This is a genomic window from Salipaludibacillus sp. CF4.18 (assembly GCF_051262595.1).
GTDB classification, from domain to species: domain Bacteria; phylum Bacillota; class Bacilli; order Bacillales; family Salisediminibacteriaceae; genus Salipaludibacillus; species Salipaludibacillus neizhouensis.
Map to the genome: position 1 here is coordinate 62,316 of NZ_JBIMEV010000005.1, position 13,493 is coordinate 75,808.

The following is a 13,493-nucleotide window of genomic DNA, read 5'->3' on the forward strand; positions in this document are numbered from 1 at the left end:
CGAGTAGCACTACACACACTTCGTAGGTGCTACTCGGGGGTGGCTAAAAGATCACGCTGTATTTATTAAAAGACGTTACGCGTTTTTCTTAACTGCTTATATTCACTATACATTCTTCTGGAGTGATTTGTAATATTGGCCTTTTTCTACATAACCTTCGCGAATTCGCTTCATCTCAGCGATATCCTCGCTTGTTAAATCTCGGACAACTTTCGCTGGACGTCCAAGTGCTAATGTTCTTGGCGGAATTTTTTTACCCGGTGGCACAAGGCTGCCGGCGCCGATAAAAGCATCCTCCCCAATTTCCGCATTATCTAAAATAATCGAGCCCATGCCAATTAAGGCATTCTTTTCAATCACGCAGCTATGCAATACGCACTGGTGGCCAATCGTTACGCCTTCTTTTAATATTAATGGGTTGTTAGGGCTTTGGTGAAGTGTACTATTATCTTGAACATTTACTCCCTTTTCTATAATTGTTGGAGCAACATCACCACGAATGACAGTGTTAAACCAAATGCTTGCCTTCTCATGGATTGTTACGTCCCCGGTAATCACAACATTGTCAGCTATGTAGGCACTCTCATTAATGACAGGCCACTGTTCTTTATACGGATATATAGCCAATATAGGTCACTCTCCTTATTTGAAGTTTATACTGCTAGTGTATCAAACGTAGGCTCATGAAAGGAATAATTCTGACATTTTCACTGGACTACTGATACCCTATTACTTGACTATCAAACAGATCAGAGGGGAAAATACAGGGAAGTAAATTTTATGGAGGGATCGAGATGTGGAAATGGGAGTTCCAAGGTGATCTAGTGAAAGGTGTGTTTGTTATTGTTCATGGTGCAGGGGAGTATCATGCACGTTACAAGTGGATCATTAGCCAATTGAATCACGCGGGATATCACGTTTTAATGGGAGATCTGCCAGGACAAGGTGTAACTCAAGGACCTAGAGGACACATCAAGAATTTTCATGAATACATAGAAACAGTAAATACATGGTTAAAGAAAGCAAGAGAATATGATCTACCAGTGATACTTTTAGGGCACAGCATGGGAGGATTAATTTCAACTAGGGTACTGATGGAAATGCCAGCAGCAAATTTGCCAAGTCTTGTAATTCTATCTTCTCCTTGTTTTGGTTTATACAATAAAACTCCGTTCAGTAAAAAACTCGTAGCAAATCTTTTACATCGGGTCATACCGACTTATCGTGTTCCAGCAGGACTTAAGAAAGGGACAGGCACAAGAGATGAAATCATGCGAAAAAGAGACGCTGAAGATGATCGTTTAGTTAAAAGAGTAAGCTTACGTTGGTACACGGAATTAGAAAAATCGATGAAATTAGTCCACGAACAGAAAGAAAGTTTTCCACAGGTTCCTCTTTTAGTCATGCAAGGAGGAGATGATCGGATCGTCAATAAATTCGAAGTGGAAAAATGGTTCAACAACATAAATACAAATGATAAGTATTATAAGGAATGGAAAGGACTTTACCATGAGGTGCTTAACGAACCGGAAAGAGATCGTGTGCTAGCACATATGCTTGGATTTGTGACGATTCATTTACTAGAAAGAGATAAGAATTTATAAGTTGACAGCTATCTTTACGCCACACGCATCAAGGGAAGTTCGCTCTTGATGCTTAAATGATGGTGGCTTTAAAGATTACGCTGTATGTAATAAAAGACAGCCCTGCTGTTTTTCTTATAGGATCTAAAATGATAAGAATTGACGGAGGAAAAGGAATGAATTTACCGAAGAAATCTTGGACGATGATGTATAAAATTTACAAGCACGTCATTCCTACAGTGCACGAGTTTATAACTGAGTGGCGTGAGCTAGCCGAGAAAATCCCAAATGAGGAGTTACGCTCGCAAGCGCTAATGAGTATTGACTCAAAAACGTTCCATTGCGAAGGTGGAGCAGTGTATGCACTGTTAAGTGGAGAAAACTTTCGCGAAGCCGTGCGCTTTATCGTTGCGTACCAAACAATCAGTGATTATCTTGATAATCTTTGCGATCGGAGTACTTCGCAAAACCCGGATGATTTTCAGGCTCTACATGAGTCGATGCCGGATGCACTAACTCCTGATGCACCAACGAGAGATTATTATCGTTTTCGTGAAGAAAAAGACGATGGAGGTTATCTAAAAACGCTTGTAAATACTTGTCAGGAATGTATCAAACGATTTCCTTCCTACTCTGCTGTTCATAGTGAGAATGTATCCTTATCAGAGATGTATAGTGATTTGCAAGTACATAAGCATGTAAAAGAACCCGACCGTGTTCCTCGACTGACGGCTTGGTTTCAAGGGTATCGCTCTAGGATGCCTGATATGGAATGGTTTGAGTTTTCAGCCTGTACGGGATCTACTCTAGGTATTTTTTGTCTGACTGCCTATGCTGCTGGCAAAGATACAATGACTAAAGAAGAAGCAAATGTTATTAAAAATGGTTACTTTCCGTGGGTACAAGGCCTCCATATATTAATGGATTATTTTATTGATCGAGAAGAGGATAAAGAAGGAGGCGATTTAAACTTTTGTTTTTACTATGAAACCGAAGAGGACATGCTTCGCAGAATGGAACATTTTTTCCATGAGGCAGAGAAATCTTTGAAAAGTCTTCCTGATAGTGCCTTTCATCGTCTTATAAACAATGGTCTCCTTGCAATCTATCTTGCTGATGCAAAAGTGAAGCAGGACCCGCAATTAAGAAAACAAGGTAACCGACTTATCCGAAGCGGCGGCGCCTCAACAGTGTTTTTTTATTTAAATGGGTGGGTGTACAGACAAGTAAGCAAAACATAAAAGTTTCTACGGGTTCTCAGGATTCTGCACAATCATCTTTTTGTAAGGAGTAACAGCAGGAGAATCTTCAGACCCCAAGGGCGAGTTTCCCGAGGAGACTGAAAAAGGTGCCCGCACAGAGAGCATCCGCTAGTAGCAAATACGAGCATTTCCCTGGTTATAGTGAACGAATGATCTCGTCAAAACCTGCCCTATCGTTTCTCTATAGCAATAATAAATGGCGGATTGTTTCGTTGATTGGTAAATTGGTATTCTAGCACGTGGTACTCATCTTGGCGAAGACCTCTTACAAAAGGTAATAGCGCTTCTTTTTCTCGTTTTCCTCCTTCATGTCCGTGATAAACAACGAGAACGATCATTCCCTCAGGAAGGAGGTTTTCCATTATGTGATGAAGAGCGCTGATGGTTGACTCAGCTGCAGTGACCACGTTTTTATCCGTGTCTGGACCGGGGAGGTAACCCAAATTAAAGATAGCTCCGCTAATGTTTTTATGATGGTTCTGTTCTAAGTGAGCGGTCAAATGATCATGACTATCATGAATTAGTTTGACCTGTTTTTCCACTCCTTCGTTTTCGAGCCTTGCTTGCGTAGACTTTATCGCTTTCTCTTGGATATCAAAGCTGTATACTTTTCCGTTTTCGCCAACGAGTTTAGCCAAAAACAACGTATCATGACCATTTCCCGCTGTAGCGTCAACCACGATAGCACCTTTCGAAACAGATTTCATTAACAGTTCGCGTGCAAAAGGAAGGACTCCAGATAGTTTCATCCTCGTAGACCTCCGTTTTTTGTTTCTCGTCTCATTATTTGTCCTCTTTTCTAGCTAATCTCTTTTAATACTTCTATTACTTTTTCAATGTCTTTTTTCGAAACATCTAAATTCGTTGTGAATCGAAGTGACTCTGCCTTGTACTGAATAATTTTCACATTCTTTTGTGCTAATAGTTCGACCCACTCTTGAGCGGTTCTTGAAGATTGATCTGTTTCCGCAATGACGATGTTCGTTTCAACAGGGTGATTAACGGATAAGTCTGTATATGTGTTAATGGCCTCGGCTAACAGCACAGCATTCTGATGGTCCTCTGCTAATCGGTCAATATTGGAGCGTAAAGCCAGTAATCCGGCTGAAGCTAAAATACCTGCTTGACGTAAACCACCACCGAGCATCTTTCGTTTCTTCCGTGCTTTATGAATGAAAGATTGGTCCCCCGCGAGAATAGAGCCTACAGGTGCTCCAAGGCCTTTCGATAAACAGAATTGAACGGTATCTACATGTTGGGTGATTTCCTTTACAGCAACACCGCTAGCAACAGCTGCATTGAAAATTCTAGCTCCATCCATATGTACGGGAACTCTAACCTCTTTGGCAAATTGATGAACTTCTTTCAGATATTCGATTGGGAGAACCGCTCCGCCTCCACGGTTGTGCGTATTTTCGAGCCATATTAATCCCGTTTCCGGATGATGAACATCATCAGATCGAATGGCCGCCTTTAGATCTTTGATGGCTATTTGGCCACGATCGTGAGGTAATGTCCTGGATTGGACGCCGGCAAAAGCGGAAATAGCGGCACCTTCATAGATAAATACATGAGCATCTCTATCCATAATGACTTCTTGACCTAGCTGCGTATGTGCTAATACCGCTGCTTGATTTCCCTGTGTTCCACTAGTGACAAAAAGAGCGGCCTCTTTTCCGGTTATTTCTGCAGCATAAGCCTCTAATTCATTGACCGTAGGATCTTCTCCATATACATCATCGCCAACTTCTGCACGCGACATCATATCTCTCATTATTTGGCTGGGTTTTGTTAACGTATCACTTCGTAAATCAATCATTGTTTCACACACCTTTTATTTGTTTTTTATAGAAGGACACCAAAGAAAGCCTCTGTCCGGAAAGACATCGAGACCCTCTGTCCAAAAGGAAAAATTCTTTAAAAACTGAGGATTTTATAAAATTATCTTTCAATCTTAACAAAGCAAATACGGCTTTGTCTTTTATATTATCCTATCACAATACGTTTTAAGGAAGAGGAGAAAAGTTTAGTTTGTAAAAGAGAAAACATTTTTTATAAGACCAGAATTTATTAAAACATCGATTTTTTGGAGATTGTTATATTCGTCAAACAGAGATGCTTGAATCCGCTTTAGGGGGAAGCTTTCCGCGGGTTTTGGAATGGCCATTAAATTTTATATAATTATAGTGTTATTCGCTATTCCATTCATCACGATGAAAATATTTAATCGCAAATTCCATATATTGAGTTTGTCAGAGATGAAGTAATAAAATCAGTATCTTAATTGTATAGTTTTGCCATGTATTGGTGATAAATAAGAGAAAGCTTTCTTGACACAGAGCGTTTGCATGCATACAATAGCAATTAATGAAGAGAATCTATGATGATCGAAAAATGTTGATAAGGATTAGTAATGATTGATCTGTGTTTCAGAGAGTTAACGGCTGGTGAAAGTTAACCATGGATCTTCATGAACTCACCTTGGAGTTGCAAAGGGGAAGACATTACCTTTTGTCGTATCGCCGACGTTACTGGCTTGGAGTGAGTGCATCAGATGCACTAACGTGGGTGGTACCGCGGGAAGGATAAGTCAACCTCTCGTCCCTAGTAAAGCTAGGGATGGGAGGTTTTTTTACTGTTTTACACTGCAGTGATAAATCGATAGGATAAAATATTTTTAGTTTTAAGGGAGGTTGTTGAGTTGGCTTTTAACCATCAACAAATAGAAGGTAAATGGCAGCAATATTGGGAAGAAAATAAAACATTTAAAACAGAAGATGATATGTCGAAAAAGAAATTTTATGCTTTGGACATGTTTCCATATCCATCAGGAGCTGGACTTCACGTTGGACATCCAGAAGGGTATACGGCAACAGACATCGTTTCACGTATGAAGAGAATGCAAGGATATAATGTCCTTCATCCAATGGGATGGGATGCTTTCGGCTTGCCTGCAGAACAATATGCTCTAGATACAGGGAAGCATCCGAAAGAATTTACGGAACAAAATATCAACACCTTCCGGCGACAAATTAAGGCACTTGGTTTTTCCTATGATTGGGAAAGAGAAATCAATACAACGGATGAATCTTATTATAAATGGACGCAATGGATCTTTTTACAGCTTTATAAAAAAGGATTAGCGTACGTAGACGAAGTAGCTGTTAATTGGTGCCCGGCACTGGGAACTGTGCTTGCGAATGAAGAGATTATTGATGGCAAGAGTGAACGGGGAGGGCACCCTGTTGAACGTCGTCCGATGAAGCAGTGGATGCTTAAGATTACGGAGTACGCCGACCGCTTGCTTGAGGACCTGGAAGATCTTGATTGGACGGAGAGTATCAAAGATATGCAACGAAATTGGATTGGTCGTTCAGAAGGTGCTGACGTACATTTTACACTTACTAGCACTGGCAAAACGATAACCGTCTTCACGACACGCCCTGATACTCTCTTTGGAGCTACTTATCTTGTACTGGCTCCTGAACATAAGTTTGTGGAGGAAGTAACAACCGATGCTCAGCGAGATAAAGTGAAAGCTTATCAAAAGAAAGTAGCCACGAAAAGTGATCTTGAAAGAACAGAATTAGCCAAAGAAAAAACAGGTGTTTTCACAGGCGGTTACGCCACACATCCAGTAACGGGAGAAAACGTACCTGTATGGATTGCCGACTATGTTCTAGTTAACTACGGAACAGGGGCGATTATGGCTGTACCAGGACATGATGAGCGCGACTATGAATTTGCGAAAACATTCGATCTTTTAATTGAAGAAGTGGTTGCTGGTGGCGATATTTCCAAAGAAGCATATGCAGGAGATGGTCCTCACATAAATTCGAAATTTCTTAATGGACTGGAAAATGAAGAAGCTATTTCGAAAATGTGTGACTGGCTGGAAAAAAGCGAAAAAGGAGAACGAAAAGTAACGTATCGCCTTCGTGACTGGTTATTTAGTCGTCAACGTTACTGGGGAGAACCGATTCCGATGATTCATTGGGAAGACGGAACGATGGAGCCTGTTACTGAAGAGGAACTACCATTAACCCTTCCAGAGATGGAAGAATTCAAACCATCGGGGACAGGAGAATCTCCTCTAGCTAATAATGAGGAATGGCTTTCAGTAACTGATCCTAAAACAGGGATGAAAGGTCGCAGAGAAACGAACACGATGCCGCAGTGGGCAGGAAGCTGCTGGTATTACCTTCGCTATATTGATCCGAACAATGATGAACAGCTTGCCGATCCGGCAAAATTAAAACATTGGTTGCCGGTTGATACGTACATTGGCGGAGCGGAGCACGCGGTACTTCACTTGCTTTACGCTCGTTTCTGGCATAAGGTTCTCTATGATATTGGTGTAGTTCACACGAAAGAGCCGTTCCAAAAATTATATAACCAAGGAATGATTCTTGGTGAAAATAACGAAAAAATGAGTAAATCCAAAGGGAATGTGGTTAACCCGGATGATATCGTGGAGTCGCACGGTGCTGACACGCTTCGCTTGTATGAAATGTTTATGGGACCATTGGATGCTTCGATTGCTTGGAATGATAACGGTCTTGACGGAGCACGTCGATTCTTAGACAGAGTTTGGCGCTTAATGATCACTGGTGAGGATAACTTGAATCCATCTATCGTAGATGCACAAGGCACGGTTGAGATGACAAGAGTTTATCACCAAACTGTGAAAAAAGTGACGGATGATTTTGAATCACTTCGTTTTAACACAGGTATTTCTCAAATGATGGTATTTGTGAATGAAGCGTATAAACAGGAGAAACTTTCAAAGAGTCATCTTGAAGGTTTTGTGAAACTACTTTCTCCGGTAGCGCCTCATGTGTGTGAAGAACTCTGGACGCGTCTTGGTCATATGTCTTCATTAGCATACAGTACATGGCCTGTGTATGATGAATCGTTGCTTGTTGAAAACGAAGTCGAAATTGTTGTCCAAGTGAATGGTAAAGTTCGCTCCAAGCTGAAAATAGCCAAGGATGCAACTCGGGAATTAATGGAAGCGGAAGCGGTAAAAATCGATAAAATTCAAGACGAAATTAACGGTAAACAAGTACGAAAAGTTATTGCTGTACCTGGAAAACTCGTTAATATTGTAGCAACGTGATAAAAACCTAACTAAAACCCCCAATGGCCATTGCGCCATTGGGGGTTTTAAATGTAAATAAATGGGGGGGCAGTCCCCCAGTATTTGGGATCTGTCGCCAGCTCATTTTTATCACGATTATCTTCGCATTATATTTATTCGGAAAGTCTTCAGGTTATAAACTCCATGCTGCCGACTGTCCAGCTGTGTAACCTGTGGAAAAGGCAACAGTAATATTATATCCACCTGTGTATCCGTGAAGGTCTAGCACTTCTCCGCAAAAAAATAATCCTTCCATTAGCTTTGATTCCATTCTTTTTGGATGAATTTCTTTCACACTAACTCCACCGCCAGTAACAAATGCTTTCTCAATCGATAACGTACCTGTAGCGGTTAAATAAAATCCTTTCATCCGGCTGACTAATAAACGAAGTTTTTCGTGAGGGATAGAAACAAAAACGTCTGAAGGATCAATGGCTGCCTGACTCAAGAGGATTGGGGCTAATCTTTCCGGAACAAAGCCCGAGATACTATTTTTGATAGCCTTTTTAGACTGTTCGCCAAGTTGTCCAAGTAATCGTTGAAAAACCTCTTCCAAGCTTTCTTCAGGAAACAAATCCAATTGTAGGGGAACATGGCTTCCTTTGTATTTCTTTTTTGCCTTCACGACATATTGACTGCATCGAAGTCCAATAGGACCTGAGATGCCGAAATGTGTAAAGATCATATCTCCTTCGTGCGTTTTAATTATTTTTCCTTTTTCCGGATCAAGCACACTCAGCTCGACATTCCGTAAAGAAAGTCCCTGCAATGTTTTATTTTTTATGATTGCATCGCTACATGTAATGGGAACTTCGGTCGGATAAAGGTCTGTTATCGTGTGTCCGGCCGCTTTGGCCCATGGATAGCCATCTCCCGTAGAACCAGTATGAGGTACGGACATTCCGCCAACAGCTACAATGATTTTTTTCGCTTCAAGCTTCTCTCCATCTACTAGTTTAATTCCAGTAACTTTTTTCGCTTCCTGATCAAATAGAAGCTCAGAAACTTCTGTGCTCTTTCGAATATCAACGTTTAAAGTTTGAATGCGGTTCAATAAAACTCGAACAACTTCCACAGCTTTATCATTTACTGGAAACATCCGGCCTCGATCTTCTTCTTTCAGTTTAATGCCAAGTCCTTCAAAGAAAGTGATGATATCTTCATTATTAAATACGGAGAAGGGACTGTACATAAAGCGACCATTACCGGGAATATGGCGAATCAGTTCTTCAGCTTCGGCACGGTTAGTAACATTACAACGTCCTCCGCCAGAAATAGCAAGTTTTCTTCCTAGTTTTTTCCCTTTATCCACGAGCATTACTGAAGCTCCGTTCTCAGCAGCAGCAACAGCTGCCATTAGTCCAGATGGACCTCCGCCTATCACAATTACATCTGTCATTCTCAACACCCTTTATAGTATGAGGCTCGCTTCATCCAAGCGTTTAAATAAAAAACTTGCGTAGCAACTCATTTATTCGTTCTAGTTGATTCTACTCGGACAAGGGAGTTTAATTCAAGTTTCTAAAAAATAAATAATAAATAGCCCATAAATAACAGTAAATACTCTTGAATATGTCCAAATATGCTCATTTATATGGATGAGAAGACGTCACGTTTAAAATTGTACAACATTTTTCGTGAAACTCTATTTTAATTCTATTTTGGATGTGATACACTTCATGAGGAAGAAAGAATGACACTTAATTTTAAAATTACTGAGAGGAGGAGATGCAAATGTTTCAAAGCTTGAAAAGTAAGCTAGAAGCAAAGCGAGCAGTTTGGTCAGAGGGTACTCAGCAACGGATCGCAAAACATGCAGAAAAAGAAAGAAATGAAGCACTATTTCAAATGAAAAAAAATGAGAGAGTGCAAACTTTACTAAATACGGAGGTTGAGAAGTACCTGAGAACGGTGCATCCTACTTTTTTACTCAAGCCAGAAGTTCACCGAGCTCTTTTAAACATGTTGCATGCTCGCTCTGAAGGTACTGTTAGTATAAGCATGACAATGACAAGCGAAATGAGAAAAGCTTACTCTTTTTATCACAATGAGCTCAAGATATTTATTAGCTTGTTGGAAAGAAAAGGATTCGCCTTAGCAGGATATGAAGACACATTCTTAACGACTTTGTTGACGAAACTAAGAGAAAATAATTATCGTTCGTGTCTGGAATTGTACGGAGATTTCGTTCCAGAAGGTTCAACGTTAACGAAAGCTTTTGATCTATATTTTGAAGTTGTCGAGAAGGAATTCAAGTATAACAGTGGAAGTGTTGATTTCTTTGCGATCTACTTGAATCACAAGAACATCGTTGATTTTACGTGGACGAAAAGTCGTTTAAAGCGAAAGCTTAAGCAATATGAAAAAGAAAATAAACAAGAATTTAAACTGAAGCAATTAGAAAGAAAGTTGAAGGATATTAGCTAATAGTTGAAAGACACCCTTAAAGGGGTGTTTTTTTATGCTCTTTTTACTTCGGAATCTTATCGTGTTACATTTAATGTGTACATAAAGGAGTGGTGAAAATGACAAGATCAAAGTTACTCATGGTCGGTGCTGGCAGGATGGCTGAGGCTATTCTTTCGGGAATTGTCAAAAATAAAAAGAATAGTTTTGAGATAATAACAGTAACAAATTCCACGGATAAAAAGAAACTGGAGCAACTGAAACATAAATATTCCATCCAAGCTACCGGAGATTGGGAGAGTCAATTGGCTTCTCATGATATTATTTTACTTGCTACACCACCTCATACACATGAAGACATTCTAAAGAAATTAGCCTCTAAAATCGATGGACAGTTAATAATAACGGTAGCAGCCGGAATCGATCCGAGTTTTATGGAAGAACGTCTTCCTGCAGGAACCCCAGTATGTTGGATCATGCCAAATACGGCTGCACAAGTAGGTCAATCAATGTCGACGTATTCTTGTGGGAAATACGTGGATAAATCACATAGAAAGATTCTCTCTGAAATATTGTCTTCCATTGGAGTTTCGGAAGAATTTTCAGAACAGCATGTTCATGACTTAACGGCTATCACTGGAAGTTCACCAGCTTTTGTATATGCATTTGTGGAAGCTTTGGAGGAATCGGCTCTAGGATACGGTGTTTCGTCCGAGCAAGCGAGAAAACTTGTGGTCAATATGTTCAAGGGATCGATAGCGATGTTGGAGGAAGGTCATGATCTAAAAGATCTTATCCAACAGGTTGCATCTCCTGGTGGATCAACTGCGGAAGGGTTGGAATTATTAAAAAAACAAGATTTTTCTGAAATTATCAAGCAGGCAATTACTGCAACAAATAATCATGCACGGGGATAAGGAAGGCGGATTTGATTACCGTTCTGCCGAGAAGGAGGAATAATGATGTTAAAAAAGATTTCTTTATCTACTCAATCGAGAGATGAAATGAAAGATGTGACAATGGAAGTAAAACAAGTCATCAAGGAAAGTGGCATTCAACATGGTGTCGTCTATGTATTCTGCGCTCATACAACCGCAGGAATTACGATTAATGAAAACGCCGATCCAGATGTGAAATCAGATATGCTTATGCGCTGGGATGAGATTTATCCGTGGAATCACGCTAAGTATCAGCATGCAGAAGGAAATACCGCTTCACATCTTAAAGCGAGTACGGTTGGTACTTCCCAAACGATTATTCTTGAAAAGGGTGAACTTATTCTAGGAACATGGCAAGGGATTTATTTTTGTGAATTCGACGGTCCAAGAAATAGAAACATGTTCGTGAAAGTGATGGAGGGATGATAGGAGGGTTTTCATACCTCTTACTTGAAATATATGATAAAATGCTATCAGTGTATTTGAATTTATCATAGTGGGAGTTTACTAAAGATGTCTGATAAGCAATTAATTCGTGGGACCATGATTTTAACAGCAAGTATTTTTTTGACAAAGATGCTCGGACTTATTTATATCTTTCCTTTTCAGGCGCTTGTAGGCCTTGAAGGACTGGCTTTATATGGATATGGGTATACCCCTTACACGGTACTCCTGAGTCTTGCTACTCTTGGGGTGCCTCTTGCAGTTTCAAAATTTGTATCCAAGTACAATGCTTTAGGCGATTATCGTACAGGACAACGCTTATTAAAATCTGGTCTGATTGTTATGACGATTACAGGATTTATTGCATTTCTTATATTATTTTTTCTGGCTAATCCCATAGCAAATCATATTTTAGATCCAAATGACTTAGAGGGAAATTCGATTGCGGATGCCGTGTTTACGATCCGAATGGTGAGTGTAGCCTTAATCATTGTTCCATTTATGGCGATTATTAGAGGTTATTTTCAAGGTCATCAATCCATGGGACCGACAGCTATTTCTCAAGTAGTCGAACAAATCATCAGGATTATTTTTATCCTTGTACTTGCTTATTTAATTCTCGAAGTTTTCGGTGGCAGGATGGCTACCGCAGTTGGCTTTGCGACCTTTGGAGCATTTGTTGGAGCGTTGGGTGGACTTGCTGTACTTCTTTTTTATTGGAAAAAACGAGCGCCAAGTCTGCAAAAGCAGATAGATGAGAGCACAATTGATCATCAAATCCCTTTACGTAAAATGTATAAAGAATTATTTGCGTATGCACTGCCAATCTCGTTTGTCGGCTTAGCGATACCATTATACCAGACAGTGGATTTGATGACGTTTGTTCCAGCCATGCAAGAGTTAGGATTTACCCAAGATGTTGCAGAAAAATATTACGGGGCCTTCTCGCAAGCATCTCATAAACTTATTTTAATCCCTGTTTCCGTTGCAACAGCGATGTCTCTGACTATTTTACCTACCGTAACAAATGCTTTTATAAACAATGAAACAGATAGGCTGCAACGAACGATTACACAAACCTATCAAATTATTTTATTTTTGTCGATCCCGGCTGCTGTCGGTTTAATGGTTTTATCAGAACCAGTATATGCTGCTTTATACCCCGGGACTCCAAACGACTTGGCGGTCGGATCAGAAATATTACGAGTTTACGCACCAGTTGCCATAGCATTTTCTATTTTTGCTGTTACAGGAGCATTATTACAAGGAATTAACCAACAGAAATATGCAGTACTCGGTTTGGTTCTAGGGATTGTTTTTAAGTTTGTCTTTAATGGTATTTTCATTTCCTTGTTTGCGGCTACCGGAGCAGTAATGGCGACGGCTATTGGTTATTTGCTCGCAATTTCAGTAAATGTGTGGGCTATTGGAAAATTTGCGGAGTTTAATTATTCCTATGTGTTAAAACGATTTATGCTTATTTTAATTTTCTCCGTCATTATGGGAGCGGTAGTTGCCTTCTTGAATTACGGATTTCAACAACTATTTCCGTTAGAGACTTGGTTAAACGCCTTGTTAGTTCTTCTGATAACTGTAGGATCAGGTGCTGCCGTATATTTCAATTTAAGTATACGAACAGGAGTGGCTGGTCAAATTCTAGGAGACAGATTTACGATTTTAAAAAATAAGAAATAAAAAAATGCTTCAAGCGTATTTGCTT

At 40.0% G+C, this 13,493-nt stretch carries 11 protein-coding genes and 1 other annotated feature; of the genes, 7 read left to right on the top strand and 4 right to left on the bottom strand.

Features of this window, described 5'->3' with window-relative positions; genetic code table 11:
• Window positions 1–105 precede the first annotated feature (105 nt).
• Window positions 106–627, bottom strand: a complete 522-nt coding sequence (locus ACHABW_RS05235) for a gamma carbonic anhydrase (protein ID WP_435754380.1) — start codon at window positions 625–627, stop codon at window positions 106–108.
• A gap of 167 nt (window positions 628–794) precedes the next feature.
• Between ACHABW_RS05235 and ACHABW_RS05240 the strand changes: the two genes are divergently transcribed.
• Window positions 795–1,604, top strand: a complete 810-nt coding sequence (locus ACHABW_RS05240; protein ID WP_435754381.1) for an alpha/beta fold hydrolase — start codon at window positions 795–797, stop codon at window positions 1,602–1,604.
• A 155-nt stretch (window positions 1,605–1,759) separates the two neighbouring features.
• Window positions 1,760–2,824, top strand: coding sequence for a tetraprenyl-beta-curcumene synthase family protein (locus ACHABW_RS05245; protein WP_435754382.1), 1,065 nt, complete (start codon window positions 1,760–1,762; stop codon window positions 2,822–2,824).
• Between the two features lie 191 nt (window positions 2,825–3,015).
• Here the strand turns inward: ACHABW_RS05245 and ACHABW_RS05250 are convergent, their stop codons facing one another.
• Window positions 3,016–3,594 carry a class I SAM-dependent methyltransferase gene (locus ACHABW_RS05250; RefSeq protein ID WP_435754383.1) on the bottom strand — a complete coding sequence of 193 codons (579 nt, stop codon included), beginning with the start codon at window positions 3,592–3,594 and terminating at the stop codon, window positions 3,016–3,018.
• Between the two features lie 50 nt (window positions 3,595–3,644).
• Window positions 3,645–4,664: a low-specificity L-threonine aldolase gene (gene ltaE, locus ACHABW_RS05255; protein WP_435754384.1), complete on the bottom strand. Its 1,020-nt coding sequence runs from the start codon at window positions 4,662–4,664 to the stop codon at window positions 3,645–3,647.
• A 569-nt stretch (window positions 4,665–5,233) separates the two neighbouring features.
• Window positions 5,234–5,454, top strand: a binding site (T-box leader).
• 92 nt (window positions 5,455–5,546) lie between these two features.
• Here ltaE and leuS point away from each other — a divergent pair.
• On the top strand, window positions 5,547–7,964 hold the full coding sequence (gene leuS / locus ACHABW_RS05260) for a leucine--tRNA ligase (RefSeq protein WP_435754385.1): 2,418 nt from the start codon (window positions 5,547–5,549) through the stop codon (window positions 7,962–7,964).
• Window positions 7,965–8,118: 154 nt separating this feature from the next.
• Here the strand turns inward: leuS and ACHABW_RS05265 are convergent, their stop codons facing one another.
• The gene (locus tag ACHABW_RS05265; protein WP_435754386.1) at window positions 8,119–9,384 is read right to left on the bottom strand and encodes an NAD(P)/FAD-dependent oxidoreductase; all 1,266 of its coding nucleotides are present in this window, start codon (window positions 9,382–9,384) and stop codon (window positions 8,119–8,121) included.
• Window positions 9,385–9,719: 335 nt separating this feature from the next.
• Between ACHABW_RS05265 and ACHABW_RS05270 the strand changes: the two genes are divergently transcribed.
• From ACHABW_RS05270 to ACHABW_RS05285, 4 genes are all read left to right on the top strand, one after another.
• The gene (locus tag ACHABW_RS05270; RefSeq protein ID WP_435754387.1) at window positions 9,720–10,412 is read left to right on the top strand and encodes a hypothetical protein; all 693 of its coding nucleotides are present in this window, start codon (window positions 9,720–9,722) and stop codon (window positions 10,410–10,412) included.
• A gap of 98 nt (window positions 10,413–10,510) precedes the next feature.
• The gene (gene proC / locus ACHABW_RS05275) at window positions 10,511–11,308 is read left to right on the top strand and encodes a pyrroline-5-carboxylate reductase (RefSeq protein ID WP_435754388.1); all 798 of its coding nucleotides are present in this window, start codon (window positions 10,511–10,513) and stop codon (window positions 11,306–11,308) included.
• Between the two features lie 45 nt (window positions 11,309–11,353).
• Window positions 11,354–11,755, top strand: a complete 402-nt coding sequence (locus ACHABW_RS05280) for a secondary thiamine-phosphate synthase enzyme YjbQ (RefSeq protein WP_435754472.1) — start codon at window positions 11,354–11,356, stop codon at window positions 11,753–11,755.
• An 87-nt stretch (window positions 11,756–11,842) separates the two neighbouring features.
• Entirely contained in the window at window positions 11,843–13,468 is a 1,626-nt protein-coding gene (locus ACHABW_RS05285; protein WP_435754389.1) for a putative polysaccharide biosynthesis protein, read from the top strand.
• The last annotated feature ends 25 nt before the right edge of the window (window positions 13,469–13,493 follow it).

Excerpts from the sequence above, each read along its gene's own strand:
- ltaE (WP_435754384.1), bottom strand. The coding sequence starts at position 4,664 with ATGATTGATTTACGAAGTGATACGTTAACAAAACCCAGCCAAATAATG.
- proC (WP_435754388.1), top strand. The coding sequence starts at position 10,511 with ATGACAAGATCAAAGTTACTCATGGTCGGTGCTGGCAGGATGGCTGAG.
- ACHABW_RS05285 (WP_435754389.1), top strand. The coding sequence starts at position 11,843 with ATGTCTGATAAGCAATTAATTCGTGGGACCATGATTTTAACAGCAAGT.
- ACHABW_RS05250 (WP_435754383.1), bottom strand. The coding sequence starts at position 3,594 with ATGAAACTATCTGGAGTCCTTCCTTTTGCACGCGAACTGTTAATGAAA.
- ACHABW_RS05270 (WP_435754387.1), top strand. The coding sequence starts at position 9,720 with ATGTTTCAAAGCTTGAAAAGTAAGCTAGAAGCAAAGCGAGCAGTTTGG.
- ACHABW_RS05245 (WP_435754382.1), top strand. The coding sequence starts at position 1,760 with ATGAATTTACCGAAGAAATCTTGGACGATGATGTATAAAATTTACAAG.
- ACHABW_RS05280 (WP_435754472.1), top strand. The coding sequence starts at position 11,354 with ATGTTAAAAAAGATTTCTTTATCTACTCAATCGAGAGATGAAATGAAA.
- ACHABW_RS05265 (WP_435754386.1), bottom strand. The coding sequence starts at position 9,384 with ATGACAGATGTAATTGTGATAGGCGGAGGTCCATCTGGACTAATGGCA.
- ACHABW_RS05240 (WP_435754381.1), top strand. The coding sequence starts at position 795 with ATGTGGAAATGGGAGTTCCAAGGTGATCTAGTGAAAGGTGTGTTTGTT.